This window comes from Pseudomonas syringae pv. tagetis (genome assembly GCF_022557255.1).
GTDB classification, from domain to species: domain Bacteria; phylum Pseudomonadota; class Gammaproteobacteria; order Pseudomonadales; family Pseudomonadaceae; genus Aquipseudomonas; species Aquipseudomonas caricapapayae.
Genome location: NZ_CP092923.1, coordinates 2,879,237 through 2,906,222, shown reverse-complemented (window position 1 = coordinate 2,906,222; position 26,986 = coordinate 2,879,237). Strand labels below are relative to the sequence as shown.

Sequence of the window (26,986 nt, the reverse complement as noted above, 5' to 3'; positions counted from 1 at the left end):
TTTAAAGTATCGACCTTCTCAAGGTAGCCCCCATGTCTGACCGCAGCGCCCGCCATCAAGCCTTTCTCACTGCTCTGAAACAGAGGATCCTGATCCTCGATGGCGGCATGGGCACCATGATCCAGAGCTACAGGCTCGAGGAGCAGGACTACCGCGGCAAGCGCTTTGCTGACTGGCCGAGCGATGTCAAAGGCAACAACGACCTGTTGATCCTGACTCGCCCCGACGTGATAGGCGCCATTGAGAAGGCTTACCTGGATGCCGGTGCCGACATCCTCGAAACCAACACTTTCAACGCTACTCAGGTGTCTCAGGCCGACTACGGAATGGAGTCGATCGTCTATGAGCTGAACGTCGAAGGCGCACGCCTGGCACGCAGGGTCGCCGACGCCAAGACCCTGGAGACACCGGACAAGCCTCGCTTCGTCGCCGGCGTGCTCGGCCCTACCAGTCGCACGTGCTCGCTGTCGCCGGACGTCAATAACCCTGGGTATCGCAACGTTACGTTCGACGAACTGGTCGAAAACTACACCGAAGCCACCAAAGGACTGATCGAGGGCGGTGCCGACCTGATCCTGATCGAAACCATTTTCGACACCCTCAACGCCAAGGCGGCGATCTTCGCCGTGCAAGGAGTGTTCGAAGAGCTGGGCTTCGAACTGCCGATCATGATTTCCGGCACCATTACCGACGCCTCGGGGCGTACCCTCTCGGGGCAGACCACCGAAGCCTTCTGGAACTCGATCAGCCACGCCAAACCGGTTTCAGTCGGTCTTAACTGCGCATTGGGGGCCAGTGAGCTGCGCCCTTACCTGCAGGAACTGGCCAACAAGGCCAATACACATGTTTCCGCACACCCCAACGCCGGCCTGCCGAACGCCTTCGGCGAATACGACGAACTGCCGAGCCAGACGGCCAAGATCATCGAAGAGTTCGCTCAGAGCGGTTTTCTGAACATTGTCGGCGGTTGCTGCGGCACGACTCCGGCGCATATCAAGGCGATTGCCGAAGCGGTCTCGGGCTATGCACCGCGCGAAATTCCTGACATTCCCAAGGCATGCCGCCTGTCAGGCCTTGAGCCGTTTACGATTGATCGCCAGTCGCTGTTCGTCAACGTCGGCGAGCGGACCAATATCACCGGTTCTGCGCGCTTTGCCCGCCTGATCAGTGAAGACAACTACACCGAGGCGCTGGAAGTCGCCCTGCAGCAGGTCGAAGCCGGGGCTCAGGTGATCGACATCAACATGGATGAAGGGATGCTCGACTCGAAGAAGGCCATGGTGACCTTCCTCAACCTGATCGCAGGCGAGCCGGATATTTCCCGCGTACCGATCATGATCGACTCCTCGAAGTGGGAAGTAATCGAAGCAGGCCTCAAGTGCATCCAGGGCAAAGGCATCGTCAACTCTATCAGCATGAAGGAAGGCGTCGAGCAGTTCATACATCACGCCCGCCTGTGCAAGCGTTATGGAGCCGCCGTGGTGGTGATGGCCTTTGATGAGCAGGGTCAGGCCGACACTGAAGCGCGCAAAAAGGAAATCTGCAAGCGCTCCTACGACATACTGGTCAACGAAGTGGGTTTCCCGCCGGAAGACATTATCTTCGACCCGAACATCTTCGCCATTGCCACAGGGATCGAAGAACACAACAACTATGCCGTGGACTTCATCAACGCCTGCGCTTACATCCGTGACGAGCTGCCGTATGCCCTGACCTCGGGCGGGGTGTCCAACGTTTCGTTCTCGTTCCGCGGTAACAACCCGGTGCGCGAGGCGATCCACTCGGTATTCCTGCTGCACGCGATCCGCAATGGCCTGAGCATGGGTATCGTCAACGCCGGACAACTGGAAATCTATGACCAGATCCCTGCCGAGCTGCGTGACTGCGTCGAAGACGTGGTGCTCAACCGCAATGCCGAAGGCACAGATGCGTTACTGGCGATTGCCGACAAGTTCAAAGGCGATGGCAGCATCAAGGAAGCCGAAACCGAAGAATGGCGCAGTTGGCCGGTCAATCAGCGGCTGGAACATGCGCTGGTCAAGGGCATCACCACACACATCGTTCAGGACACCGAAGAGTCGCGCCTGGCATTCAGCCGCCCCATCGAGGTAATCGAAGGCCCGCTGATGTCGGGTATGAACGTGGTCGGCGACCTGTTCGGCGCAGGCAAGATGTTCCTGCCCCAGGTAGTGAAATCCGCGCGGGTCATGAAGCAGGCGGTCGCGCACTTGATTCCGTTCATCGAACTGGAAAAAGGCGACAAACCCGAAGCCAAGGGCAAGATCCTTATGGCGACGGTCAAGGGCGACGTGCACGACATCGGCAAGAACATCGTCGGTGTGGTGCTGGGCTGTAACGGTTATGACATCGTCGACCTTGGCGTGATGGTTCCTGCCGAGAAGATCCTCCAGGTGGCTCGCGACGAAAAGTGCGACATCATCGGGCTGTCCGGTCTGATCACACCGTCGCTGGACGAAATGGTTCATGTCGCCCGGGAAATGCAGCGTCAGGACTTCCATCTGCCCCTGATGATCGGCGGCGCAACCACTTCAAAAGCACACACGGCGGTCAAGATCGAGCCTAAATACAGCAACGATGCGGTCATCTACGTCACCGACGCGTCGCGTGCGGTAGGCGTCGCGACCCAGTTGCTATCAAAAGAACTGAAACCGGCCTTCATCGAAAAGACCCGCCTGGAATACGTCGAAGTACGTGAACGTACTTCGGCACGCAGCGCGCGCACCGAGCGCTTGAGCTACGGCGCAGCGGTGGCGAAAAAGCCCCGGTTCGACTGGGAAAACTACACCCCTGCCCGACCGACGTTCACCGGAACCCGCGTTCTGCAGGACATCGACCTGAACGTCCTGGCGCAATACATCGACTGGACACCGTTCTTCATCTCCTGGGACCTGGCCGGCAAATACCCGCGTATTCTCACCGACGAAGTGGTCGGCGAAGCAGCCACCGCACTTTATGCAGACGCTACGCAGATGCTGCGCAAGCTGATCGACGAGAAACTGATCAGCGCCCGCGCGGTGTTTGGCTTCTGGCCAGCCAACCAGGTCAACGACGATGACCTGGAAGTCTACGACGACGAGGGCAAGCCGCTGGCGAAGCTGCATCACTTGCGCCAGCAAACCATCAAGCCCGACGGCAAACCGAATTTTTCCCTGGCCGACTTTGTCGCCCCGAAAGGCAGTGGCCTGACCGACTACATCGGAGGCTTCATCACCACGGCAGGCATTGGGGCCGAAGAAGTTGCCAAGGCATATCAGGACAAGGGCGACGACTATAACTCGATCATGGTCAAGGCACTTGCCGACCGTCTTGCCGAAGCCTGCGCCGAGTGGCTGCACGAGCAAGTGCGCAAGGAGTACTGGGGTTACGCGAAAGACGAGGCGCTGGACAACGAGGCCTTGATCAAGGAGCAATACATGGGCATTCGACCGGCTCCCGGTTACCCGGCGTGCCCGGATCACACCGAAAAAGGCACCCTTTTCGCCTTGCTCGATCCACTGCCTGAAGGGTCGCCCGAGCACACGCCCGGCAAAAGCGGCGTATTCCTCACCGAGCACTACGCAATGTTCCCGGCTGCGGCGGTCAGTGGCTGGTACTTCGCCCATCCTCAAGCGCAGTATTTTGCGGTGGGCAAGGTCGACAAGGATCAGGTCGAAAGCTACACCGCCCGCAAGGGCCAGGATCTGAGCATCACCGAGCGCTGGCTGGCACCCAATCTTGGCTACGACGACTAAGCGCCGACCGGTTATCTGCCGCCCGAGCGATCAGGCGGCAGCATGCTTTTCAAGGAAAACGGTGATTCTTCGCCAAAAGCCCCCACATTGAACGCCTGGGTGTCGAGCCGATAGCGCTCGTCGCGAGTCGCGCTCAGAAAGCGTTGCGTGTCCTGTGGCTCGACCAGATGCAGTACGTCAATCGTGCGTGCGCCCACGTGTTGCCAGGCTTGTCGATAGGCCGTGTCATAGCGATGCAGCAGGATGATGGCCCATCCACCCAGGGTGAAATGCCCGGTAGCCACTACGCTCAGGCTGCCAGTCAGTTGTGCCTGCAGGGAAAGCGACGTGCCGTTGATGGCACTGAACAGCACTTCATTGCCCGGCTTTCCTCCTTTTTCCCGCAGTGCGTCCATCGCACCGAACGCCATCTGCTCGTTGGCAGCCCACACCAGCCGAGTGTTCGGGTAGCGCTTCAACAATACACGCGCCTGTTCAAGCGCGCGGTCACGCCGCCATCCCCCCAGCGCGATTTGCCGCAGGTGCACTTCGGGGTGTTCTGAAAGGGCGCGCAGCATGCCCTTTTCACGCAAAAGGGAAACCGGCGTAGTGTTGGTCCCGGAGAACGCGAGCATTTCGATTACCTGACCGTCTGCCGGCGGGTGAGCCAGACTGATAAGCCTTTTCGCGGTCAGGTAGCCGCCGTCTTCATCGTTGCCCACAAGACTGCCGATAAAATCCGGATAGCGTGACGGCAAGTCACCCAGGATACGAATCTGATCCGCCGTCAGCGTGTTGTTGACCGCAAACAGCTTTACCCCGCTGCCGGTAGACATACGCAGGATCTCGGGGGCGACATTCAGCTCGTTGGAAAACATCAGGTAATCCGGACGCACGTACCCTTGCAGCACCTCTCGCGCTATGGCGAGCAGCTTTCGGGTGTCGCGATCGGTATAGAGAATTTTCAGCGACATACCGGTGGTATCGGCTGCCGTCTGCATCACTCGGGCGTGGCTCTGCCAATAGCCATCGGTTTCCGAACCGGGACTGAGAAATATCACCGAGGCGGCAGGTGCAGACGCAGCCCATAAAAAGCTGCACAGCAACAGATACCGCGCAAATAGCACCTTCATATCAACGAACCTTGAAGTAGCACGAATTTGTCGCTACACGCAGGTTATCGGCTGCTACAGCAAGGTTCTGGAGACTCCGGCAGATTGTTTATTCAGCTTGTCACTGGCTACTGGCCCAGAACATTGCGGCGCCCACTGCCAGAATGACAATGAATAGAATGGCCCAAGTGTCCACGGATCTGCCCGGCTTGGTTACTTTCGGGTGCTTGCTCATCGCATCGCCTCTTGTCGGTCTTGTGGGTGATTGCATATGAAATGTAGGGTTACGACACTCATTCGGCATCGGTCAACGCTTAGTTAAGTCGAGTCTTGCCCACACGGCAAGCAGGGACATGAACAGCCCCTTTTTTGCTTATCGCTTTTAGTGATTTGCATATATGTAAACATCACTTTTATCGATATCTGCAAACTGCTATCGTCGCCTTCGCTCCCAGGGGAGTGCGCGGCCGTGCGCGCAGAATTGACCAGATGAAGCAGGCAACAGCGGGCTTGTGTCCGCAATGACGCCACCGCCCTGCTTCATGACGAAGCCTGAGAACAGGACCTATATGTACGTATACGACGATTACGATCAGAAGATCATCGAGGACCGCGTCAAGCAGTTCCGGGATCAGACCCGACGCTATCTGGCCGGGGAGCTGAGCGAGGAAGAGTTTCGACCGTTGCGCCTGCAAAACGGCCTTTATGTCCAGCGCTTCGCGCCGATGTTGCGCGTCGCTGTTCCATACGGCCAGCTGACATCGCGTCAGGCCCGCATGATGGCAAAAATTGCGCGTGACTACGACAAGGGCTATGCGCACATCAGTACCCGCCAGAACGTGCAGTTCAACTGGCCTGCGCTTGAAGATGTGCCAGACATTCTTGCTGAACTCGCGACCGTCCAGATGCACGCCATCCAGACCAGCGGCAACTGCTTGCGCAACGTGACCACCGACCAGTTTGCCGGCGTCGCCGCAGACGAACTGGTGGACCCACGGCCATGGTGTGAAATCGTCCGTCAGTGGACCACTTTCCACCCGGAATTTGCCTACCTGCCGCGCAAGTTCAAAATCGCAATCAACGGTTCGACCAGTGATCGCGCGGCCATCGAAGTGCATGACATCGGCCTTGAGCCGTTGCGTAACGAAGCCGGCGAGCTGGGTTTCCGCGTTCTGGTGGGTGGCGGCCTTGGCCGTACGCCGGTTGTCGGCGCGTTCATCAATGAGTTCCTGCCCTGGCAGGACCTGTTGAACTATCTCGATGCCATTCTGCGGGTCTATAACCGTTATGGCCGTCGTGACAACAAGTACAAGGCGCGGATCAAGATTTTGGTCAAGGCACTGACGCCTGAAGTGTTCGCCGCCAAGGTAGAGGCCGAAATGGCTCACCTGCGTGGCGGTCAGACCACCCTGACCGAGGCAGAAGTGCAGCGCGTTTCCCGGCACTTTGTCGATCCTGACTATAAGACCCTGAGCGACCAGCACACCGAACTGGCTGCGCTGGACGCTCAACACCCCGGTTTCGCTCGCTGGCGGCAACGCAATGTGCTGGCTCACAAGAAGCCCGGCTACATCGCGGTGACCCTGTCGCTCAAGCCCACCGGCGTTGCACCAGGCGATGTGACCGACAAGCAGCTGGATGCCATCGCCGATCTGGCCGACCGTTATAGCTTCGGTCAGTTGCGCACTTCCCATGAGCAGAACATCATCCTTGCCGACGTCGAGCAGGCCGAGCTGTTCACATTGTGGAACGAACTGCGCGATAACGGCTTCGCCACACCCAACATTGGTCTTCTGACCGATATCATCTGCTGCCCAGGCGGCGATTTCTGCTCGCTGGCCAACGCCAAATCGATTCCGATTGCAGAATCGATCCAGCGCCGTTTCGACGATCTGGATTACCTGTTCGATATCGGTGAGCTGGACCTGAACATTTCCGGTTGCATGAATGCCTGTGGTCACCATCATGTCGGCCATATCGGCGTGCTGGGCGTGGACAAGAAAGGTGAAGAGTTCTATCAGGTCTCATTGGGCGGCAGCGCGAGCCGCGATGCGAGCCTGGGCAAGATCCTCGGCCCTTCCTTTGCTCAGGAGGCAATGCCGGACGTGATCGAGAAGTTGATCGATGTCTACGTTGAAAAACGTACCGAAGACGAGCGCTTTATCGACACTTACCAACGTATTGGCATTGACCCTTTCAAGGAGCGCGTCTATGCAGCGAATCATTAAGAACAACGAAGTCATTGATGAAACCTGGCATCTGCTGCCCAAGGAAACCACCTTTGACAGCCTGTCGAACGCTGATGACCTGATCGTGCCCTTGGCACTGTGGCGTGAACACGCTCATGCGCTCAAGGCCCGCGACGGGGGCCTGGGCGTATGGCTGGACAGCGATGAAGAAGCCGAAGAGATCGGAGCGGACGTCGACCAGTTTCAGGTCATCGCTCTCAACTTCCCTGCCTTCACGGACGGTCGCAGCTTCTCGAATGCGCGCCTGTTGCGTGATCGTTTCGGCTACAAAGGTGAGCTGCGTGCCATCGGTGATGTGCTGCGCGACCAGCTGTTCTATATGCGCCGTTGTGGCTTCGACGCGTTTGCGGTGCGTGCCGACAAGGATCCGTACGAAGCACTGGAAGGCCTGAAAGACTTTTCGGTCACCTATCAGGCCGCGACCGACGAGCCACTGCCGCTGTTTCGCCGTCGCTGAGTCAGGCACCTGATACTTGGTCGACGTGCTCATGGCTGGGCACGAGACTTTGATTATCGTGCCGACGCTCTGCTTCGGAATGCAGTCGTGACGCTCTGCGTCACACAGCGGTTCTGTGGTGTCAGGGGTATTTGCGTTCGGCTCAGACCAGCTTTTCGCCCCTCGGCGACTCACTTTGAGGGACCAAAGTGAGCAAAGTCCCGGCTCCGTTTCCGGCCCGACTTCGTCGGGTTCCTTCGCCCCGGATCAGCGCCAGGACTCAACCGTCATGTACGTCGCATTCTGCGTCGTTTGTGCCATCGCGGTTGAAAAGCGTTTTAGAACAGTGTGGTTAAAGGCTCGGGGCGAAAGCTGATGTCTATCGTGCCGACGCTCCGCGTCGGAATGCAGTTCGTGACGCTCTGCGTCACACGGCGGTTCTGTGGTGTCAGGTGGATTAGGCGTCGACTCAGGTCAGTTTTTCACCCGCACCTACTTTTCACCCGCACCTACCAGAAACGCTGCTGGGTCAAACGCCCCCACCACTTCGCCGCCATCTGATCCGCTGATGTAGCCGCAGCCATACCAATGCGCTCCGGCAGGCTCTTGCGTTGCACGTAGTGCAGGTGGAACACGTCTGCCTCCCTGGCTCGCTCGGCCAGGTACTCGTCGCTGGTCTTGAGTTCGTCGACCAACAGTTTGTCTACGGCTGCCATACCCAACCACACCTCGCCCGTCGCTACTTCGTCGATGGACAATTGCGGGCGGTAGCTGGCAACGAAGTTCTTGAACAGGTCATGGGTGATGTCCAGGTCCTGCTGGAATTTCTCACGACCCTTCTCGGTGTTTTCGCCAAAAACGGTCAGGGTGCGTTTGTATTCGCCGGCGGTCAGCACTTCGAAATCGATGTCGTGCTTTTTCAGCAGGCGATTGACATTGGGCAACTGCGCCACAACGCCAATGGACCCGAGGATGGCGAACGGTGCGCTGATAATCTTGTTGCCGATGCAGGCCATCATGTACCCGCCGCTGGCGGCTACCTTGTCGATGCATACGGTAAACGGAATACCCGCCTGCCTAATGCGCGCCAGCTGCGAAGATGCCAGACCGTAGCTGTGTACCATGCCGCCGCCGCTTTCCAGACGCAGGACCACTTCGTCCTTGTCGGTGGCCAGCGTCAGCAGTGCAGTGATTTCATGACGCATGCTTTCAGTCGCCGAAGCCTTGATGTCGCCGTCGAAATCCAGCACGTAGACTCGGGCCTTGGGCTCGGCCTGCTTTTTGTCTTTCTTCAGGGCTTTGTCCTGCTCCTTGCGCAGCGCCTTGAGGCGATCCTTGTCGAGCAACGACTGCTCGAGCCGCTCACGCAGCCCCTTGTAGAAATCATTGAGCCGGGTGACCTGCAACTGCCCGGCCGACTTGCGACGCCCCTTGCCACGCAGGGAGGCAATTGCAACCAGCACCACCACAATGGCGATTACCAGCGTCACGGTTTTAGCCAGAAAACTTGCGTAATCGACAACGAAATCCACGGATATCCCTCATGTGCTTCAGGCCCTTACCAGTCAAGGGCCGCGATGAATGCAGCATACCGACGCCCGGTGCGGTGCACCAGCGACCGAGCCGTTACAAACCATTAAAACGATGATTTCAAACGAGCGTATGTTTTTTCATTGACAGTTCCCCGGCATCCCTCATAACCTCGACGAACCTTCAGCGTACCGAGAAGATACGGACGTGGGCAGCATCTACCTCATACGACATGGCCAAGCCTCATTTGGTGCAGACAATTACGACGTCCTGTCGCCTGTTGGCATTCGTCAGTCTCAAGTGCTGGGCGCCCACCTTGCCCAACTGGGCCTGACGTTCGACCGTTGCGTATCCGGTGAACTCATGCGCCAGAAAGACACCGCGCAGCATGTGCTGGGCCAGTACACCGAAGCCGGTCTTGAAGCGCCGCCCCTGCAAATGGACAGCGCTTTCGATGAATTCGACGCCGAAGGGGTGATCCGTGCTCTGATCCCGGCGATGCTCGGCGACGAACCCCAAGCGCTGGACATTCTGCGCGACGTTGTCGGCAACCCCGCAGGGTTTCAACGGCTGTTCAACCTGATAACCAAGCGCTGGCTCAGTGGCAGCCATGACACGCCGGGGCTGCAAAGCTGGCAGGGTTTTGTCGCCGGTGTTGAAGCAGGTCTGAAGAGAATCCTCCAGACCGCCGGCCCTCATGAGCGCATTGCTGTATTCACATCCGGCGGCACCATTACCGCCCTGCTGCACCTTGTTACCGGAATGCCCGCATTGAACGCATTGGCGCTTCACTGGCATATCGTCAACACTTCGCTGCATCGGCTTAAATTCAAAGGCAACGACGTTACCCTGGCTTCCTTCAACGGTTACACGCATTTGCAACTGCTGAAGACGCCGGAGCTCATTACCTATCGCTGAGCCCGGTCAATCGCGTCCCTACGGACGCAAGCACTCACCACAAAAGGATCAAGACATGACCTCAGTAGCAGACGCCGTACAGACCATGAAAAAGAAGTTCAACCCGGCTGCGGCTGCCGGGCTGGATCTGGTCTTCGGCTTCAACATCACCGACGAAGACAAACACTACGCCCTGATCGTCAAAGACAGCACCTGCGAATTGCAGGAAGGCGAAAACCCAGACGCCAACGTGACTCTGGTCATGGACAGCGAAACCCTCAAAGGCATCGTCAGCGGCGAGACAGATGGCATGCAGGCGTTCATGGGCGGCAAACTGCGCGCCGAGGGCGACATGATGCTGGCCATGAAGCTCAGCGAACTGTTCCCGGTTTAAACGCCTGGCGGGTCAGATGCTGCACCCCTGAAAGCCGAAGCCCGCCAGCTTCGGTTTTTTTGTACGTAACATTTAGCAATCAGAGCCACTGATTGCCCGGCAACACGCTAGCCTATAAAGCTGTCACCAGCTTGCTCAGGGCCTGGACGCTCATTAGATTAGTCAATAGTTTGAGCTGACCATAATAAACACCAGGGATACGTATGGCACTGACTGACCAGTCCACCGAGATTCGCGCCGGCGAAGAACTGTACGCTTCCCTGATAGATCCGTACCTGAAGATGCATATGCCGGATCTGCAAGGCGCTCCGGCAATCAGCCAGTTCCCGGGTGGAGCATCGAATCTGACCTATCTGATTCAGTACCCTGAGCGAGAGTTGGTACTGCGTCGCCCCCCTTTCGGACACAAGGCACGATCGGCGCACGACATGGGTCGTGAATACCGCATTCTCAACCAGCTAAAGCGTGCATTCCCGTATTGCCCCGAAGCTTATCTGTACTGCACGGACGAGTCGGTGATCGGCTCGGAGTTTTACGTAATGCAGCGCGTCAGAGGGGTCATCCTGCGCTCCGACCTCCCACCCGGGCTGGCTCTTGACGCACAGCAGACCGAAGACTTGTGCAAGAGCTTCATCGACAAGCTGGTAGACCTGCACCGCGTGGATTATCAAGCCTGCGGGTTGGGTGATCTTGGCAAGCCGCAGGGTTATGTTCAGCGGCAGATCTCCGGCTGGTCCCAGCGCTATGAAAAAGCACTGACGCCGGATGCCCCGGCATGGGACCAGGTCAAACGCTGGCTGGTCGACAAAATGCCCGCCGACTCGCCTGTTTCCAGCATCGTGCATAACGACTATCGCTTCGACAATGTGATCCTCGATCCTGCCAACCCGATGCGCATCATCGGCGTACTGGACTGGGAGCTGACCACGCTCGGCGATCCGTTGATGGACCTCGGCAACACGCTCGCCTACTGGGTCCAGGCTGACGATCCGCTACCGGTTCAGTTGACACGTCGCCAGCCCAGCAATGCCCCAGGCATGCTGACACGCCAGGCATTCGTCGACTATTACGCCGAACGCTCGGGCATCCGTATCGACAATTTCGATTTCTATTACACCTACGGCCTGTTTCGTCTGGCCGGTATCGTGCAGCAGATTTACTACCGCTTTTTTCACGGCCAGACTCAGGACAAACGCTTTGCCCGGTTCATCGACATGAACAGGCTGCTGGAGCAAATGAGCCTGAACGTGATCGCCAGATCGAGCTTGTAACAAACCGCACCAAGACAAGGAGATGACATGTCCAGAACCCAGCTTTTCGACCTTGATGGCAAGGTTGCATTCGTTTCAGGTGCCAGCCGGGGAATCGGCGAAGCCATTGCCCGACTACTTGCCCGACAGGGCGCACATGTCGTTGTTTCAAGCCGCAGGCTCGACGGCTGCCAGGCGGTCGCCGAAGCCATTGTCAATGAGGGTGGCAAAGCAACGGCGATTGCCTGCCACATCGGTGAGATGGAGCAGATAACCGCCGTCTTTGCCCAGATTCGTCAGCAATTCGGGCGCTTGGATGTGCTGGTCAACAACGCGGCCACCAACCCGCAGTTCTGCAATGTACTGGACACTGATCCCGGCGCCTTCCAGAAGACAGTCGACGTCAACATCCGTGGTTACTTTTTCATGTCAGTGGAGGCCGGTAAGCTGATGCGCGAAGGTGGTGGCGGCAGCATCATCAACGTTGCATCCATCAATGCGGTGTCGCCTGGTGCCTATCAGGGTGTCTATTCAATGACCAAGGCGGCGGTGGTCAACATGACCAAGGTGTTTGCCAAGGAATGCGCAGAGTTCGGTATCCGCTGCAACGCACTGCTCCCCGGGTTGACAGACACCAAGTTCGCCTCAGCGCTGGTCAAGAATGATGCGATCCTCAACATGGCGCTGTCGCAGATCCCGTTGAAACGCGTCGCAGCCCCCAGCGAAATGGCTGGTGCGGTCCTTTATCTGGCGAGTGAGGCATCCAGCTACACCACTGGCGTAGCGCTGAACGTAGATGGCGGCTTCCTGTCCTGAGAGCTTGATCTGAACGTCGCACCAAAAAAATGAATTAATTTTCCATATTCTATCCATATGGAATATATTTTCCGCATAACAACAATCCTCTCTGGAGAATGTCATGCGGGAATCCTCTTTTACATCTCAGCCGCAATTGGGCGTCGGGCTGATCGGCACCGGCTTCATGGGCCGCGCCCATGCCTTGGCGTTTGGCAATGCCAACGCCGCCCTTGAGCTGCCAGCACGCATCCGGCTGGTCGCCGTCGCAGATGCCGACAGCGCCAGGGCTGAACAATGTGCGAACGCCTGGGGCTTTGATCGCAGCCATGCGGACTGGCAGCAATTGATCCATGATCCGCACGTACAGATCGTGGCGATCACCACGCCCAATCATTTGCACTTCCCCATGGCAATGTCCGCCATCGCTGCGGGCAAGACAGTTTATTGCGAAAAGCCATTGGCGGTGAGTCTCGCCCAGGCTGATGAGATGCGCCAGAGCGCCAAAGCCGCCGGAGTCATCACTCAAGTCGGCTACAACTACCAGCACAACCCGATGATCGGCCTCGCCAGAGAAATGATCGAAGCGGGAGAGCTGGGCGATATCGTCAGTTTTCAGGGCGAGTTCAGTGAAGACTTCATGGGCAATCCGTCTTCACCATGGTCCTGGCGCTGTGAAGCCGCGCATGCGGGTGGCGCGCTCGCCGATCTGGGCAGTCACTTGCTGGCCATGGCTCGCCATTTGCTGGGCGATGTGCAAGCGGTCTGCGCCGACGCCAGCACCGTCCACCGCCAACGGCCTGCCAGCACCGGCAGTCATGAGATGCGTGCCATCGCCGTGGATGATCAGACCCATGCACTGCTGCGCTTCGCCAACGGTGCGCGCGGCACCTTCAGTAGCAGTTGGCTCAAACACGGCTACAAAAACCACCTGAGCTTCGAAATCAGTGGCACCAAGGGCACACTGGCGTTTGATCAGGAGCGCCTGAACGAGTTGCGTATCTACCGCACAGGTGCAACCGGACGCGATGGTTTTCAGCGTCTTCTGGCGGGCCCTGCGCAATCCGGTTACGCGGCATTCTGCCCTGCTCCCGGCCATCAGTTGGGTTACAACGAACTCAAGGCCCTTGAAGTACAGGCGCTCGTCCAGGCGGTATGCGGTCAAGGCTGCCGTGGTCCGGACTTCGAAGAAGCCTGGCAGATCGAGCGTCTGGCGACAGCCATTCGCCTTGCCGCCGCAGAGCAACGCTGGGTTGCACTCAGCGATATCTGACTTCCTGCAACGCTTGCCAGGGGGTAGAATGCGCCACATTCCGGCAGCCATTCTGCCCTCTCGCCTCTCCCTGCAAGCACGCCTGCAACCATGCCTTTTGAACTCAGCGTCGACCTGCCCACCCTTGCCATCCTTGCTGCTGTCGCCTTCATCGCGGGCTTTATCGACGCCATTGCCGGTGGCGGCGGACTGCTTACTACGCCGGCCTTGATGACGGCGGGCCTGCCGCCGCATCTGGTGCTGGGGACCAACAAGCTCAGTTCGACGTTCGGTTCGGCAACCGCCAGCTTCACGTTCTACCGCCGCAAGCTTTTCCATCCGCAGCAGTGGATACACGCGGTGGTGGGCACTGCGGTGGGTGCAGCAGCAGGTGCAGTCATCGCCCATTATCTGCCAGCGGAATGGTTGAACCAGATGTTGCCGGTGATCGTGTTTGGTTGCGGGCTTTACTTGCTGTTTGGCGGCACGCCCAAGGCACCGCTGGACAGCAATGCACCGATCAAAAAGAAATGGCAATTGCCGCAAGGGCTGGGGCTAGGTTTCTATGATGGCGTTGCAGGACCGGGCACCGGTGCCTTCTGGACGGTCAGCACGTTGCTTCTCTACCCGGTCGACCTGGTCAAGGCGAGCGGTGTTGCACGCAGCATGAACTTTGTCAGCAATGCCGTTGCGCTATCGGTATTCATCTTTTCCGGCCAGGTGGATTACATCATCGGCCTGAGCATGGGGCTTGCGGTGATGCTAGGTGCCTACTTCGGTGCAGGCACCGCGATCAAAGGCGGTGCAAAATTCATCCGTCCGGTGTTCATCACCGTCGTATTGGGCCTGACTGTGCGCCTAGCCTGGCAACACTGGTTCGGGGGCGCCTGAGCGCTCGGCCAGATAAGCCTCGATGAGGTAGCGAGCGATGGAACGGTTGGCCGGCAACGGCGGCAAGTCATCGACATGAAACCAGCGTGCATCTTCGATTTCTTCAGCCTGAGGCACGATTTCTCCGCTGTCATATTCAGCATGGAACCCGAGCATCATTGAATGTGGAAACGGCCAGCACTGACTGCCCATGTACTTCAGGTTCTTGATGCGTACCTGCACCTCTTCCATCACTTCGCGGTGCACACAATCTTCAGCAGACTCTCCCGGCTCCACAAACCCGGCCAGCGCGCTGTACATGCCGGTGACAAAACGTGGCGAGCGGGCCAGAAGGATTTCATCGCCTCGGGTGACCAGCACGATCATGCTTGGGGAGATACGCGGATACAGACGCAGGTTGTCGTGCTCGCAAAACATTGCCCGCTCTCCGCGGATCTGCACCGTCGCACGACCACAGGCCCCGCAAAAGCGATGCTCCCTGGCCCACGTGCTCACCTGAGCGGCGTACCCCAGCATCTGGAAGACCGCAAAATCGCCCTCAAGCATGAACTGACGCAAGCCTTGCCAAGAGCAGCCCTCGACCGTAACCGAACGATCAAGCACCAGCAAATACACCGGCTCACCTTCAAAATAGCCGATGCCATGCTCGCTCTGTACCGGCAGGTCCAGCCCCGCCAACCAGCCTCTGGGGAACATTGCCCCGTTGGCATCCAGTAAAAAACCCTGTTCGCTCTGAACCACGGCCAAACCACCATCGGCCTCGACATCCAGAACTGCAGTTGTCCAACGCTCCGGGCGTGCCATGGAAAAACTCCTCTGCTCAGACTTGAGCGCTGTCATGTATCAGTTATCGAAGACCGGCTTCTGCTTGCTCATCTGCGCAACCATTGCCAGTTTCAGGTCAGGTGATTGCAGCATGGCTGCGTTCCAGATGGCAACGTGTTCGAGGCCATCTTCCACTCGATGATCGCGCATGTAGCTGATCATCTGCTTGGTGCCTTCAATGGCAAGAGGGGATTTATCGGCTATTTCCCGGGCCACTGCGAAGACGCCCTGCAACAGACCTTCCAGGTCATCGAAGGTGCGATTGACCAGCCCGATCCTCTGCGCCTCTTCAGCACCCACAGTACGGCCGGTATAAGCCAGTTCACGCAGCATGCCGTCCCCAATGATCCTGGGCAGACGTTGCAGCGTTCCCACATCCGCCGCCATGCCCATGTCGATCTCGCGAATGGCAAATTGAGCGTCGGCGGCCGCATAACGCATGTCGCAAGCCGAAATCAGGTCAATTGCGCCCCCCAGACAATAGCCCTGAATCGCCGCCAGCACGGGTTTTCGGCAATTAGCCACTGCCGTAAAAGAAGCCTGCATATCCCGGATCTTGCGCCTCAACAGCCGGGCATTGCGACCTGCGTCCTTGCCCAACTGGCTGGCGACCGAGGCCAGTAATGCCAGATCGATACCTGACGAAAAATGCTTGCCCGCTCCGCTGAGAACGACCACCCGAACTTCGTCATTGCGTTCGATCCAGTCGAATATCGCAATTATTTCAGTCCAGAACGCTTCGTTCATTGCATTGAGCTTTTCAGTCCGGTTGATCTGCACGTGAGCAATGCTGTCAACCAGCTCGACCCGGAAACTTTGATAATCGGTCACGACTTGATCCTCAGGCAGATTGCGTGTTCAGGCGCTGGACTATAACAACAGCAGCGCAGACATCGTAACCGGACTGAAGTGACATTTGCCGGACCGCCCACCAACTACCTGTCTATTCTGGGCGTACCGGCTACCGTTAAATACTGTGAACGGTCAGAATGCCGGGAGGTCCAGTAATGAGCGACAGCAAAACCTATATGGGTGACTAGAGGGCGATACTTGAATACGTCAAAAGCGGCAACCGGGATTGAAGGTCTGGATGACATCCTTTCGGGTGGTCTTTCACGCAGTCATGTTTTTCTTCTTGAGGGAGAACCCGGAACCGGCAAGACAACCGTGGCACTGCATTTCCTGCAGGCAGGTGCGGCAGCGGGCGAAATATCGCTGTATATCACCTTGTCCGAGACCGAGAGCGAGCTGCGCTCAGGGGCTGCCTCACACGGCTGGGAACTTGACGATAAAATCAATATCTTCGAGTTGACGCCACCTGAAAGCCTCCTTGATGCGGATCATCATCAAAGCCTGCTGTATTCCTCGGACCTGGAGCTGGGGGAAGCAACGCGACAGATATTCGAGGTGGTTGAACGGGTCAAACCTTCTCGCGTGGTGATCGACAGCCTTTCGGAAATCCGCCTTCTTGCGCAAAGTTCATTGCGCTACAGGCGTCAGATTCTGGCCATCAAGCATTACTTCACCCGGTATAACGCAACGGTACTCCTGCTGGATGACCTGACGACCGAAGCGCTGGACAAAACCGTACACAGCGTCGCTCATGGCGTTATCCGGCTTGAAGCGTTGACGCCTACCTATGGTGCAGAGCGCAGGCGTTTGAAGATCGTCAAGTACCGCGGCCAGAAGTACCGCGGCGGTTTCCACGACTTCACCATCGCTGAGAACGGCATTCGTGTGTTCCCACGCCTGGTTGCCGCCGAGCATCGTTCCAATTACGCCCGCACCCAGGTCAGCAGTGGCATCAAGGAGCTGGATAACCTGCTGGGCGGCGGCATAGAGGGAGGCTCCAGCACCCTGATTCTGGGCCCTGCCGGTACCGGTAAATCCCTCATCTCACTGGTGTTCGCCGTGCAGGCGGTGGCCCGTGGCGAACGCGTGGGCCTGTTCATATTCGATGAAGAAATGGGATTGCTGTTCGAACGCATGCTCAAGCTCGGGATCGACCTGCGCGCGCTTCAGGAAACCGACAATCTTGTAGTGGAGCAGATTGATGCGGCGGAGCTTTCTCCTGGCGAGTTTGCGCATCGCGTAAGGCGCGCCGTGGACCGCAAGCAGATAAAGACAGTGATCATCGACAGCATCAATGGTTATCAGGCTGCCATGCCGGAAGAAAGCGCATTGGTTCTGCACATGCATGAGCTGCTGCTCTATCTCAATCGCCAGGGCGCATCGACTTTCATGACCGTCGCGCAGCACGGACTGGTCGGTGACATGCGCTCTCCGGTCGACATCACCTATCTGGCCGACAGCGTGATTCTGCTGCGTTACTTCGAAGCGTTGGGCCAGGTGCGGCGTGCGATATCCATCATCAAAAAGCGTACGGGCACGCATGAGTCGACTATTCGTGAATACCGCATCAGCTCCAACGGACTGAAGATAGGTGAGCCGCTCGAGGCCTTTCAGGGTGTGCTGCGCGGCGTGCCTGCCTACCTTGGCGACAAGAAACCACTGCTGGAGGATGACGACCTGTGAGTATTCCAGGTCTTTTATCAGAGCGTGCAGTCATTCTGGCACCCCGAGGGCGAGACAGCCAGATTGCCACACGCATTCTCAATGAAGCCGGTTATCCCGCGACGGTAGCCCGTGATCTGTTCGAACTGGTAAGAGAACTGGACACGGGCGCAGGCCTTGCGATCATTGCCGATGAGGCTCTGCGCAACGGGGACATCACGCCCTTGCTGGAGCTTCTGGGTCGCCAGCCGGCGTGGTCGGATTTGCCGATCGTCCTGCTCACCCATCACGGTGGCCCGGATCACAATCCGTCTGCACACATGGGCAACCTGCTGGGCAATGTGACCTTTCTCGAACGTCCTTTCCACCCTGTAACGCTGGTCAGCCTGGTGGTTACCGCAGTGCGCGGTCGCAGACGTCAATATGAAGCCCGGGCTCGCATGGAAGACCTGCATGAAAGTGAAGGCAGACTGCAAAACGCGCTGAAGGCCGGCAGGCTGGGTTCGTGGTTGCTGGAAGCGGAATATCTCACGCTGACCTGTTCGGCGATCACCAAAAGTCACTACGGCCGCGACGAGCAGGACACGTTCAGTTACGACGACTGGCTCGCGGCTGTCTATTTCGAAGATCAACCCAGAATGCAGTCGGCGCTCCAGCGCAGCCTGGATACCGGTGTCGACCTGATCATCGAGTACCGCAACGTCTGGCCGGATGGCTCGCTCAGTTGGGTAGATGTGCGCGCTCGCGCCATTCGCGCCAAGAACGGTTTGATCAGTTCTCTGGCCGGTGTCACCTCCGACATCACCGAGCGCAAGCAAGCCGAGTCGCAGTTACGCCGACTCAACGAAACACTGGAGCAGCAGGTCGAAGAGCGCACTTCCCAGTTGCGACACAAGGAAGACATTCTTCGCCAATCGCAAAAAATGGAAGCGGTCGGCCAGTTGACAGGCGGAATCGCCCACGACTTCAATAACATGCTGACAGGCATCATCGGCAGCCTGGAGTTGATAAGAAGGCGTCTGGCACGCGGCCATACAGAAGACCTGAACACCCTTATCGATCTTGGCGTGACCTCGGCGAATCGTGCTGCGGCACTTACCCACCGCTTGCTGGCATTCTCAAGGCGTCAGTCGCTGGACTCCAAGGCGGTGGAGATGAACCATCTGGTCAACGCCATGGACGAACTGCTGCAGCGCAGCGTCAACGAAAGCATTCATTTGCAGTTGCGCCTGGCAAACGATCTATGGACGGCGGAAGCAGACCCCAATCAGCTGGAAAGTGCCCTGCTCAATCTGGTGCTGAACGCCCGCGACGCCATGCCAGACGGCGGCACACTGGTAGTTGAGACCTTCAATCAGCAATTGGACAGGTCGTTCACCAATGCCCACGAAAACCTGCTGCCCGGCGACTACGTGGTGCTGAGCGTCAGCGACAACGGCTGTGGTATGCCTGATAACGTTATCAGCCGGGCCTTCGATCCATTTTTCACCACTAAACCTATCGGCCAGGGCACCGGCCTGGGTCTTTCAATGATTTACGGGTTCAGCAAACAATCTCACGGCCATGTGTCGATCAAGAGTGAAGTGGGCCTGGGCACAACTGTGCAACTGTTCCTGCCGCGGTTCAAGGGGCTTGCAGACGAAGTCGAGCAAAGCTTCCAGAGCAATGCCGTTTACGCCGAAAATGGCGAAACGGTGCTGATCGTCGAAGACGATCCAGCTGTCCGGGCGCTGGTCAGTGAGGTATTGAGCGAATTGGGTTATACCTTCATCGAGGCGGGCGAAGCGCTGGATGCCGTGCCTATCCTGGAGTCGGGTCAGCGCATCGATCTGCTGATCAGCGATGTAGGGCTGCCGGGCATGAATGGCCGACAGCTTGCAGAAATCGCAAGGAAACTGCGACCGGAGCTCAAAGTGCTGTTTATCACCGGTTATGCGGAACATGCCGCTGTCCGCGGAGGCTTCCTCGACACCGGCATGCAACTGATCACCAAACCCTTTGCATTCGACCACCTGACTTCGAAAGTGCGGGAAATGATAGAAGCCTGAGAAATGCTCAGGCTTCGGGCAGCGCGATCCTGCGAAGCGACCTGCTCGTCCGGCTGGCGACTTACATTCTCAGGCCAGCAATTCCTGAATTCGCGAATGCAGCGTTTCCATAGTGAACGGCTTGGCGAGAATAGGTGCCTTGAGCGCAATAGGGCTGCCTGAATCAAGGATTTCGGCGGGGTATCCACTGATGAAGATCACTTTCAATTCAGGTCGAAGCATCACCGCAGGCTCGGCAATCTGTACCCCCGAAATGCCCCCCGGCAGCCGATAATCCGTGATCATCAGATCCAAGTGAGGTTTTGTCGCCAGAATCTCGAAGGCCTGCTCGCCGTTCTCGGCTTTCAGGACACGATAACCCTCACCCGACAGATAATCTGCCAGAAGCATCAGGATCAGGGGTTCGTCTTCGACGATTAGTACGACGTTTTCTGCATCAGCGCTCATTGAACTGCCTTTGATCTTATAAATAGCTGCCATTACGACCACGGCATGCGTGGGAGGTTGCGCCAATGTGTGATTAAACTTGATTGCCAGTGGCTACCCTATGTATCGCCCACGGCTGTCATTTATAAAGGCAGACAAATACGGAACACAGAACCCTTGCCCTCTTCGCTTTCCACCTCGATACGGCCGCCATGAGCCATGACGATCTGGTCGGAAATGAACAGCCCCAGGCCAAGCCCGGCAACAGCATGGCTGCTCGATACCCGCTCGAATTGCTGAAAGATGCGCTTCTGGTTCTCGATCGTGATACCGATACCCTGATCGCGGACTTCAATGAAGGCCTCGCCGTCCTTGCTGTACACATGCACTTCAATCGGCTTGCGCGCACCGTAGCGAAGAGCATTGGTCAACAGATTGGCAACCACCTGCTCGATACGGAACTCGTCCCAGACACCGATGACAGGTGCATCGGCAAACAGCGTAATCGTGGAATCGGCGGCGGCGATCTGTGCGGCAAAACTTTCCAGCAACTGGCTGACGAGTTCGCTCAAGTCAAACGGACTCGGCCTGATCGACAGCTTGCCGGTACGGATTCTCGATACATCCAGCATGTCTTCGATCAGACGGATAAGACTCTGTATCTGTCGCTCGTCACGGTCGACCATCGCGCGTAACTTTTCCATGGTAAACGCCGATGCGTTGTCCTTGGCCAGGTGAAGCTTGCGTAACTGGGTTTCCAGAATCAGGCCGTTGAGCGGCGTACGCACCTCGTGGGAAACGATGGACATGAAGTCATCACGCATGCGGATCGCGTGCTCCAGCTCGCCCTGCGTCGACTGCAGACGCTTGAGCAAGGCTTCCTGTTCCTGACGGCTGCGCTCCAGCTCCTCAACCTGTATTTTCATGGCCTTGCGCTGTCGATACAGATCGACGAACACATTGACCTTGCTTTTGACCGCATGGATATCCAGTGGCTTGTGCAGGAAGTCCACGGCGCCGCTTTCATAGCCCTTGAAGGCATAATTGAGCTCGCGGCCGGCAGCGCTGACGAAAACAATCGGAATGCTCTTGGTTTTCTCGGTGCTGCGCATCATCTCGGCCAGCTCGAACCCGTTCATTCCGGGCATCTGAACATCGAGAATGGCCAGCGCGAATTCGTGCTGCAACAGCAGTGACAGCGCTTCGTCCGCCGAGAGCGCCTTGTAGACGATTCGATCGCCGCGTTTGATCAGCGCTTCAAGGGCCAGCAGGTTTTCCGGCAAATCATCGACGATGAGCAGTTTTGCCTGAATTTCACTTAACATGCGGTTCGTTCCAGCTCGACCAGCAAGCGGCCAATATCGTTCAGGGAAAGAAGGTAATCCGGCGAGTGCAGCGCCAGGCCAGCCTCGGGCATGGTCGACGCCTGGGCCTGCGAGGGGTCCTGTATCACCGTGAAACCACCATACTTCTTGATCTGCAGCAAACCCCGGGCACCATCATTATTGGCTCCGGTCAACAATACGCCAGCCAGTCGCGGGCCATAGGCATCGGCGGCCGAACCGAAAAGAATGTCGATACTGGGCCTTGAGTAAAACACCCTGTCCTCCTGGCTCAATGACAGGGAAAAATCAGACTCCACCGAAACGTGATAACCCGCCGGCGCGACATACAAAGTACCGGGCACAATGTCTTCCTTGTCGTCGGCTTCCTTGACCGGAATCGCAAGACGGTTCTGAAACACGTGGGCCAGTTGGCTACGCCGGTCATCCGGCAAATGCAAAACCATCAGGATCGGCAAGCGGAAACCCGGGCGCAGGTTGCCGAATATTCTAAGCAGGGCCTCTACCCCGCCTGCCGATGCGCCCACGACAATAGCATCGACCTCAGGCAACGGGGTGCCAGACACGTCGGCGTCGAACGTGGTTTTCATAATTTCCGGTAGATCCGCTCAGGTTTGACCAGCGCCTCGAAAGCACCGCCGTACGCAGAAAAGTCCAGGGTCTCCTTGCTGCCCAGCGCCAGAAAGCCACGATGACATAGCGAGTCGTGGAACAATCCAAAAGCGCGATCCTGAAGCTTTTTATTGAAGTAAATCAGCACGTTACGACAGGAAATAAACTGCGTTTCGGAGAATACACTATCCGTGGCCAGACTGTGATCGGCAAATGTGACGTTTTCGCACAGTGTCTTGTCGAAAATCGCGTAATCGTAGGCGGACGTGTAGTAATCGGCAAAATTGCGTTGCCCGCCCGAGTTACGGTAGTTCTCGGTATAGGTGCGCAGATTGTCCATTGAAAAGATGCCTTGCTTGGCTTTTTCCAGCGAGCTGGGATTGATGTCGGTGGCATAAATGATGGTCCGCTCCAGCAACCCCTCTTCGCGCAGCAGAATAGCCGTGGAATAGACCTCCTCACCCGTGCTGCACCCGGCAATCCACACCTTTATCGACGGGTAGGTGCGCAGCATCGGCACGACTTCGTTGCGTATCGCCAGAAAGTGCGAGGGATCACGAAACATCTCGCTCACCGGGATCGTGAGAATCTGCAACAGCTGCATGAACGCAGCTGGATCGTGAAGCACACGCTCCTGCAGCGCCGAGATGGTCGCACAGTCGAACTGACGCAGCGCATGGATCACACGCCGCTTGATCGATGCACCGGAATAGTCGCGAAAATCGTAGCTGTACTTGAGGTAAATCGCCTCGATCAACAGGCGCAGCTCGATCTCGATGCCTGGATCAAGGTGCATGATACCATCCGGTTTTACGCTCCAAGGCACGCCGCCATTGAGTCGTCATTCAAATACGCTCCATCTTAGGCAGCCAGACACGAATCAGTGAAAACAGTCGATCAAGGTCAATGGGCTTGGCCAGATAGTCGTTGGAACCTGCCTGCAGACAACGCTCCTGGTCATCCTTCATGGCCTTGGCCGTGACGGCGATGATAGGCAGTTTGCGCCAGCGCGGGTCTTTACGGATTTCGATAGTTGCTTCATAACCGTCCATTTCCGGCATCATCACATCCATCAGGACCAGATCGATGTCTTCGACCTCATTGAGCTTTGCAATCGCCTCAAGACCGTTGCGGGCAATTTCCACCACCGCGCCCTTGTGCTCCAGCGCACTGGTCAGGGCAAAGATGTTACGGACATCATCATCAACCACGAGGATCTTGCGCGCCTCGAAGACTTTGTCACGGCTGCGTGCAGTCTTGAGCATCTTCTGCCGTTCGTTGGACAGCTGCGACTCGACCTTGTGCAGGAAAAGCGTGACTTCATCGAGCAGGCGTTCAGGTGAGCGCGCTCCCTTGATGATGATGGAGCGCGAATATTTCATCAGCTCGGCTTCTTCATCGCGGGTCATGTTGCGCCCGGTATAGACAATAACCGGCGGGAAGGCGCAGATGTCTTCCGTGGACATGCGCTTGAGCAATTCATTACCGAGCATGTCCGGCAGTTTCAGGTCGATGATCATGCAGTCGTAGACATGATCGCGCAGCAGATCCAGTGCTTCCTGGGCAAAGCCCACCGCCGTGATTTCGATATCATCGTCGCCGATCAGACGCGCGATGCTGTCACGTTGCAGCGCATCGTCTTCGACCAGCAGGATACGCTTGACCTTCTGGGTCAGCTTGGCTTCCAGTTTGGCAAAAACGTCCTTGAGTTCCTCTCGCGTGGTCGGCTTGACGGCGTAACCGATGGCGCCCATATGCAGCGCAGCTTCCTGGCGATCCTCGACCGAGATCACATGCACCGGGATATGCCGGGTGGGTGCCAGCTCCTTGAGACGCTGCAGCACTGTCAGACCTGAGTGATCCGGCAGGCGCATATCCAGCAGAATCGCATCGGGCGTGTAGCGCGACGCCAGGTTGAAACCATCGTCAGCAGCATGCGCGACCAGGCAGTCATAGCCCAGTTCATGGGCCAGATCGAAGAGAATCTGAGCAAATCGCACTTCATCTTCGATGACCAGAATGCAGCGTCGCGTGAAAGGTGCCTTGTCCCGATCGTCGTTAAATACTGCGACGGGGATTTCCATCGGCGTCGGTTGCTCGATGACCGGTGCGGCCAGCACCGGCATGTGCGGTGCAGGGGGCACAGAAGGTGCGAGCACGACCGAAGAATCGCTGTCTGGCACCTGAGAACCTGACTCGACGTAGCTCTCTGGCAGTACCAGGCTGAAAATACTCCCCTGCCCGGGCGCACTGGTGACGCTGATGGACCCGCCCAGCAACGCTGCCAGGTCACGGGAAATCGACAACCCCAGCCCGGTACCGCCATAACGCCGATTGGTGGTGCCATCTGCCTGACGGAACGCCTCGAAAATACCCTGCTGATGCTCCTCGGCGATGCCGATGCCCGAATCGCGGACAATGAACACAATGCCTGCGCCTGGCTGGCGTGAGACAACCATGCTGACAGCGCCGGCTTCGGTGAACTTGATCGCGTTGGACAGCAGATTCTTGAGGATCTGTTCCAAGCGCTGACGATCCGTGAACAGCATGGTCGGTGCACCTGCCTGTATGTCGACCGTGAACGCCAGCTTCTTCTCGGCAGCCAGCGGTTGAAACAGGCTGCGCAGGCCTTCGACAAGACGGGACACGCTGCAGTTTTCCGGGCGCATTTCAAGCTTGCCGGCTTCGACCTTGGAAATGTCCAGAATATCGTTGATCAGATTCAACAGGTCATTGCCCGCCGAATAGATCGACTCGGCAAACTTGACCTGCTCGGCGGTCAGGTTTTCACCCGGATTTTCGGCCAGAAGCTTGGCGAGGATCAACGAACTGTTGAGCGGCGTGCGCAGCTCATGTGACATGTTGGCGAGGAATTCGGACTTGTATTTGCTGGCACGCTGCAGCTCGTCCGCTCGCGCCTGCAACTCGGCCTGAGCGATGCTCAACTCCTCGTTATTGCGGTCCAGTGCATCGCGCTGATCAGCCAGTGCCTGACTCTGATCGGCAAGTTGCTCGTTGGTCTGCTCCAGCTCCGCCTGCTGAGTCTCCAGATGCGCCTGGGACTCCTTGAGAATGCGCGACTGTTCTTCCAACTCTTCGTTGGCCGTGCGCAACTCTTCTTGCTGAACCTGCAACTCTTCATTGAGCTGCTGGGTCTCGGCCAGCACTTCCTGCAGACGCTGGCGATAGCGCGCTGCTTCAATGGAGGTGCCGATGTTGTCCGCCACCAGTTCAAGAAACTCAACATCCCGCTCAGTCAGGGGACGCAGGAAGCCCAGCTCGATCACGCCGTTGACCTGATCGTCATTGCTGGTCGGCACCACGACCACGCTGCGCGGCGAGCCATCTCCCAGGCCGGAAGCGACCTTGAAGTAGTTTTCCGGCAGATCGTCCAGCGTGATGATCCGGTCTTTCTGTGCGGCCTGCCCTACAATGCCTTCATCGCTGTGAATGGTCTGTTCCTGCTGCTCTTGCTCACGGGAGAAGCCGAAGGATGCAGCACGCGTCAAGCCGCCGTGATCCTGGCGAATGTAGACAGCCGCCACCGAAGCACCCAGGTACTGGGTCAGAAACTGAAGGATATTTCGACCCAACATGTTGAGTGTCAACTGGCCCAGTACCTGTTCGGCCAGTTCGCTCTGACCGTTGCGCAGCCACGCAACCTTCTGCAGGCGCTCGGAATTGACTTCCTGCAGCCTGAGGTTTTCGCTATAGGTCGTCGAAAGCGACAGCAAGTCCCGTCGGCCGATATAGGCCAGAATGGCGCTGACAATCACCACGAAGATCAAATACAGGGTGACAGAGAGAATGGTGCTGCGCGTGACCTCGGCATTGCGGGTCAGACGAAGTTGCTGCTCCATTTCCACAGCCTGATCATATTCGGTACGAATCTGGTCGGTGATTCGCTTGCCACGTCCGGCCATCACGGGCGTCTGAAAGTCGCCATTATCGCGCCGCAGGTCAATCATCTGCTGGGCAAATGCATTCCACTCCTGCTGCAGAGTGGCCAGGCGTCTGAACCGGTCCAATTGCGTCGGATTGTCGTCTACCAGCACCTTGAGACCTTCCAGTTCGGCCGCCAGCAAGGGCTTGGCGACTTCGTAAGGATCAAGAAAATGTTGATCACCGGTGAGCAGAAAACCGCGCATGCCGGTTTCCATGTCTATCGACAGTTTCATCGAGCGGTTGGTGTTATTAATGACCCGGTCGGTGTGCTCGACCCACTGTATGGCCGTGAGCAGGTAACTGATCAGCAGAATGAAGAAAACTGCGCTCAGTACACCGACCCCCAGTGGCAAGCCAACGTTACGCCCCAGCAATTTTCGAAAGCGTTGTTCATCGACAACAGACGTCCGATTCATGAAATATCCCTGACGAGTGGATCAAAACCATAGAGTTTGCCGCAAAGTCGCGAAAAACACTCTTATTTCTGACATAGAGGATTGAAATTTCACACATAAATCGGCGATAAGCTCACGCGCATATTGCGTTCCTGACGCAAAGTCCCGAATCGCTTTCACGATTTACGGTATTTGTGCGTCGATTGAACTTCCACCCGGTTTTTATTTACTGATACAGGGACAGTATTGAAAGTGGACAGGCTTGCGCTCGGTTACTCTGAGCTGCCGGAAAAGGATGCATGGCATTCCATGCTGTCTGCGCTATCACCATTTTTCAGGTT

20 protein-coding genes are annotated in these 26,986 nt (G+C 57.3%); 11 read left to right on the top strand and 9 right to left on the bottom strand.

Annotated elements, in window-relative coordinates:
- The first annotated feature begins 32 nt into the window (after window positions 1-32).
- Window positions 33-3,752 carry a methionine synthase gene (gene metH, locus MME58_RS13020; RefSeq protein WP_055006332.1) on the top strand — a complete coding sequence of 1,240 codons (3,720 nt, stop codon included), beginning with the start codon at window positions 33-35 and terminating at the stop codon, window positions 3,750-3,752.
- A gap of 11 nt (window positions 3,753-3,763) precedes the next feature.
- Here the strand turns inward: metH and MME58_RS13015 are convergent, their stop codons facing one another.
- Entirely contained in the window at window positions 3,764-4,864 is a 1,101-nt protein-coding gene (locus MME58_RS13015) for an ABC transporter substrate-binding protein (RefSeq protein WP_054988718.1), read from the bottom strand.
- A gap of 548 nt (window positions 4,865-5,412) precedes the next feature.
- Here MME58_RS13015 and MME58_RS13010 point away from each other — a divergent pair.
- Window positions 5,413-7,071 carry a nitrite/sulfite reductase gene (locus tag MME58_RS13010; RefSeq protein ID WP_055006333.1) on the top strand — a complete coding sequence of 553 codons (1,659 nt, stop codon included), beginning with the start codon at window positions 5,413-5,415 and terminating at the stop codon, window positions 7,069-7,071.
- Window positions 7,055-7,549 carry a DUF934 domain-containing protein gene (locus tag MME58_RS13005; protein ID WP_054988720.1) on the top strand — a complete coding sequence of 165 codons (495 nt, stop codon included), beginning with the start codon at window positions 7,055-7,057 and terminating at the stop codon, window positions 7,547-7,549. The genes MME58_RS13010 and MME58_RS13005 overlap by 17 nt, the downstream gene beginning before the upstream one ends.
- Window positions 7,550-8,037: 488 nt before the next feature.
- Here MME58_RS13005 and sohB read toward each other — a convergent pair whose 3' ends face one another.
- Window positions 8,038-9,060: a protease SohB gene (gene sohB, locus MME58_RS13000; RefSeq protein WP_054986031.1), complete on the bottom strand. Its 1,023-nt coding sequence runs from the start codon at window positions 9,058-9,060 to the stop codon at window positions 8,038-8,040.
- Window positions 9,061-9,265: 205 nt separating this feature from the next.
- Between sohB and MME58_RS12995 the strand changes: the two genes are divergently transcribed.
- From MME58_RS12995 to MME58_RS12970, 6 genes are all read left to right on the top strand, one after another.
- The gene (locus MME58_RS12995; RefSeq protein ID WP_054986030.1) at window positions 9,266-9,976 is read left to right on the top strand and encodes a histidine phosphatase family protein; all 711 of its coding nucleotides are present in this window, start codon (window positions 9,266-9,268) and stop codon (window positions 9,974-9,976) included.
- Between the two features lie 55 nt (window positions 9,977-10,031).
- On the top strand, window positions 10,032-10,349 hold the full coding sequence (locus MME58_RS12990; protein WP_054986029.1) for an SCP2 sterol-binding domain-containing protein: 318 nt from the start codon (window positions 10,032-10,034) through the stop codon (window positions 10,347-10,349).
- A gap of 203 nt (window positions 10,350-10,552) precedes the next feature.
- On the top strand, window positions 10,553-11,620 hold the full coding sequence (locus MME58_RS12985; protein ID WP_054986028.1) for a phosphotransferase family protein: 1,068 nt from the start codon (window positions 10,553-10,555) through the stop codon (window positions 11,618-11,620).
- 27 nt (window positions 11,621-11,647) lie between these two features.
- Window positions 11,648-12,415: an SDR family oxidoreductase gene (locus tag MME58_RS12980; RefSeq protein WP_054986027.1), complete on the top strand. Its 768-nt coding sequence runs from the start codon at window positions 11,648-11,650 to the stop codon at window positions 12,413-12,415.
- A gap of 103 nt (window positions 12,416-12,518) precedes the next feature.
- Window positions 12,519-13,667: a Gfo/Idh/MocA family protein gene (locus MME58_RS12975; protein ID WP_054986026.1), complete on the top strand. Its 1,149-nt coding sequence runs from the start codon at window positions 12,519-12,521 to the stop codon at window positions 13,665-13,667.
- Window positions 13,668-13,757: 90 nt separating this feature from the next.
- Window positions 13,758-14,537 carry a TSUP family transporter gene (locus tag MME58_RS12970; protein WP_054986025.1) on the top strand — a complete coding sequence of 260 codons (780 nt, stop codon included), beginning with the start codon at window positions 13,758-13,760 and terminating at the stop codon, window positions 14,535-14,537.
- On the opposite strand, the gene nudC is transcribed toward MME58_RS12970, so the two are convergent.
- Both nudC and MME58_RS12960 read right to left on the bottom strand, forming a co-directional pair.
- A complete protein-coding gene (gene nudC, locus MME58_RS12965; RefSeq protein WP_055006334.1) occupies window positions 14,505-15,341 on the bottom strand; it encodes an NAD(+) diphosphatase in 837 nt (278 codons plus the stop codon). The two genes, MME58_RS12970 and nudC, sit on opposite strands and share 33 nt — an antisense overlap.
- Before the next feature lie 39 nt (window positions 15,342-15,380).
- Window positions 15,381-16,193 carry a crotonase/enoyl-CoA hydratase family protein gene (locus MME58_RS12960; RefSeq protein ID WP_054986023.1) on the bottom strand — a complete coding sequence of 271 codons (813 nt, stop codon included), beginning with the start codon at window positions 16,191-16,193 and terminating at the stop codon, window positions 15,381-15,383.
- 219 nt (window positions 16,194-16,412) lie between these two features.
- Here MME58_RS12960 and MME58_RS12955 point away from each other — a divergent pair, with 219 nt between their 5' ends.
- Window positions 16,413-17,897, top strand: a complete 1,485-nt coding sequence (locus MME58_RS12955) for an ATPase domain-containing protein (RefSeq protein ID WP_055006335.1) — start codon at window positions 16,413-16,415, stop codon at window positions 17,895-17,897.
- Window positions 17,894-19,924, top strand: coding sequence for a response regulator (locus tag MME58_RS12950; RefSeq protein ID WP_054986021.1), 2,031 nt, complete (start codon window positions 17,894-17,896; stop codon window positions 19,922-19,924). The genes MME58_RS12955 and MME58_RS12950 overlap by 4 nt, the downstream gene beginning before the upstream one ends.
- 69 nt (window positions 19,925-19,993) lie before the next feature.
- Here the strand turns inward: MME58_RS12950 and MME58_RS12945 are convergent, their stop codons facing one another.
- From MME58_RS12945 to MME58_RS12925, 5 genes are all read right to left on the bottom strand, one after another.
- Window positions 19,994-20,371, bottom strand: a complete 378-nt coding sequence (locus tag MME58_RS12945; RefSeq protein ID WP_054986020.1) for a response regulator — start codon at window positions 20,369-20,371, stop codon at window positions 19,994-19,996.
- A gap of 122 nt (window positions 20,372-20,493) precedes the next feature.
- Entirely contained in the window at window positions 20,494-21,675 is a 1,182-nt protein-coding gene (locus tag MME58_RS12940; protein WP_054986019.1) for a hybrid sensor histidine kinase/response regulator, read from the bottom strand.
- Entirely contained in the window at window positions 21,669-22,283 is a 615-nt protein-coding gene (locus MME58_RS12935; RefSeq protein ID WP_054986018.1) for a chemotaxis protein CheB, read from the bottom strand. Before MME58_RS12935 ends, MME58_RS12940 begins: the two co-directional genes overlap by 7 nt.
- On the bottom strand, window positions 22,280-23,101 hold the full coding sequence (locus MME58_RS12930) for a CheR family methyltransferase (protein WP_054986017.1): 822 nt from the start codon (window positions 23,099-23,101) through the stop codon (window positions 22,280-22,282). The genes MME58_RS12935 and MME58_RS12930 overlap by 4 nt, the downstream gene beginning before the upstream one ends.
- Before the next feature lie 49 nt (window positions 23,102-23,150).
- Window positions 23,151-26,666, bottom strand: coding sequence for a response regulator (locus MME58_RS12925; RefSeq protein ID WP_054986016.1), 3,516 nt, complete (start codon window positions 26,664-26,666; stop codon window positions 23,151-23,153).
- Window positions 26,667-26,986: the final 320 nt, after the last annotated feature.

What these genes read in the sequence shown, in the direction of transcription:
- metH (WP_055006332.1), top strand. Translation starts at nt 33, where the DNA reads ATGTCTGACCGCAGCGCCCGCCATCAAGCCTTTCTCACTGCTCTGAAA.
- MME58_RS13015 (WP_054988718.1), bottom strand. Translation starts at nt 4,864, where the DNA reads ATGAAGGTGCTATTTGCGCGGTATCTGTTGCTGTGCAGCTTTTTATGG.
- MME58_RS13010 (WP_055006333.1), top strand. Translation starts at nt 5,413, where the DNA reads ATGTACGTATACGACGATTACGATCAGAAGATCATCGAGGACCGCGTC.
- MME58_RS13005 (WP_054988720.1), top strand. Translation starts at nt 7,055, where the DNA reads ATGCAGCGAATCATTAAGAACAACGAAGTCATTGATGAAACCTGGCAT.
- MME58_RS12990 (WP_054986029.1), top strand. Translation starts at nt 10,032, where the DNA reads ATGACCTCAGTAGCAGACGCCGTACAGACCATGAAAAAGAAGTTCAAC.
- MME58_RS12985 (WP_054986028.1), top strand. Translation starts at nt 10,553, where the DNA reads ATGGCACTGACTGACCAGTCCACCGAGATTCGCGCCGGCGAAGAACTG.
- MME58_RS12980 (WP_054986027.1), top strand. Translation starts at nt 11,648, where the DNA reads ATGTCCAGAACCCAGCTTTTCGACCTTGATGGCAAGGTTGCATTCGTT.
- MME58_RS12975 (WP_054986026.1), top strand. Translation starts at nt 12,519, where the DNA reads ATGCGGGAATCCTCTTTTACATCTCAGCCGCAATTGGGCGTCGGGCTG.
- MME58_RS12970 (WP_054986025.1), top strand. Translation starts at nt 13,758, where the DNA reads ATGCCTTTTGAACTCAGCGTCGACCTGCCCACCCTTGCCATCCTTGCT.
- nudC (WP_055006334.1), bottom strand. Translation starts at nt 15,341, where the DNA reads ATGGCACGCCCGGAGCGTTGGACAACTGCAGTTCTGGATGTCGAGGCC.
- MME58_RS12945 (WP_054986020.1), bottom strand. Translation starts at nt 20,371, where the DNA reads ATGAGCGCTGATGCAGAAAACGTCGTACTAATCGTCGAAGACGAACCC.
- MME58_RS12940 (WP_054986019.1), bottom strand. Translation starts at nt 21,675, where the DNA reads ATGTTAAGTGAAATTCAGGCAAAACTGCTCATCGTCGATGATTTGCCG.
- MME58_RS12935 (WP_054986018.1), bottom strand. Translation starts at nt 22,283, where the DNA reads ATGAAAACCACGTTCGACGCCGACGTGTCTGGCACCCCGTTGCCTGAG.
- MME58_RS12930 (WP_054986017.1), bottom strand. Translation starts at nt 23,101, where the DNA reads ATGCACCTTGATCCAGGCATCGAGATCGAGCTGCGCCTGTTGATCGAG.
- MME58_RS12925 (WP_054986016.1), bottom strand. Translation starts at nt 26,666, where the DNA reads ATGAATCGGACGTCTGTTGTCGATGAACAACGCTTTCGAAAATTGCTG.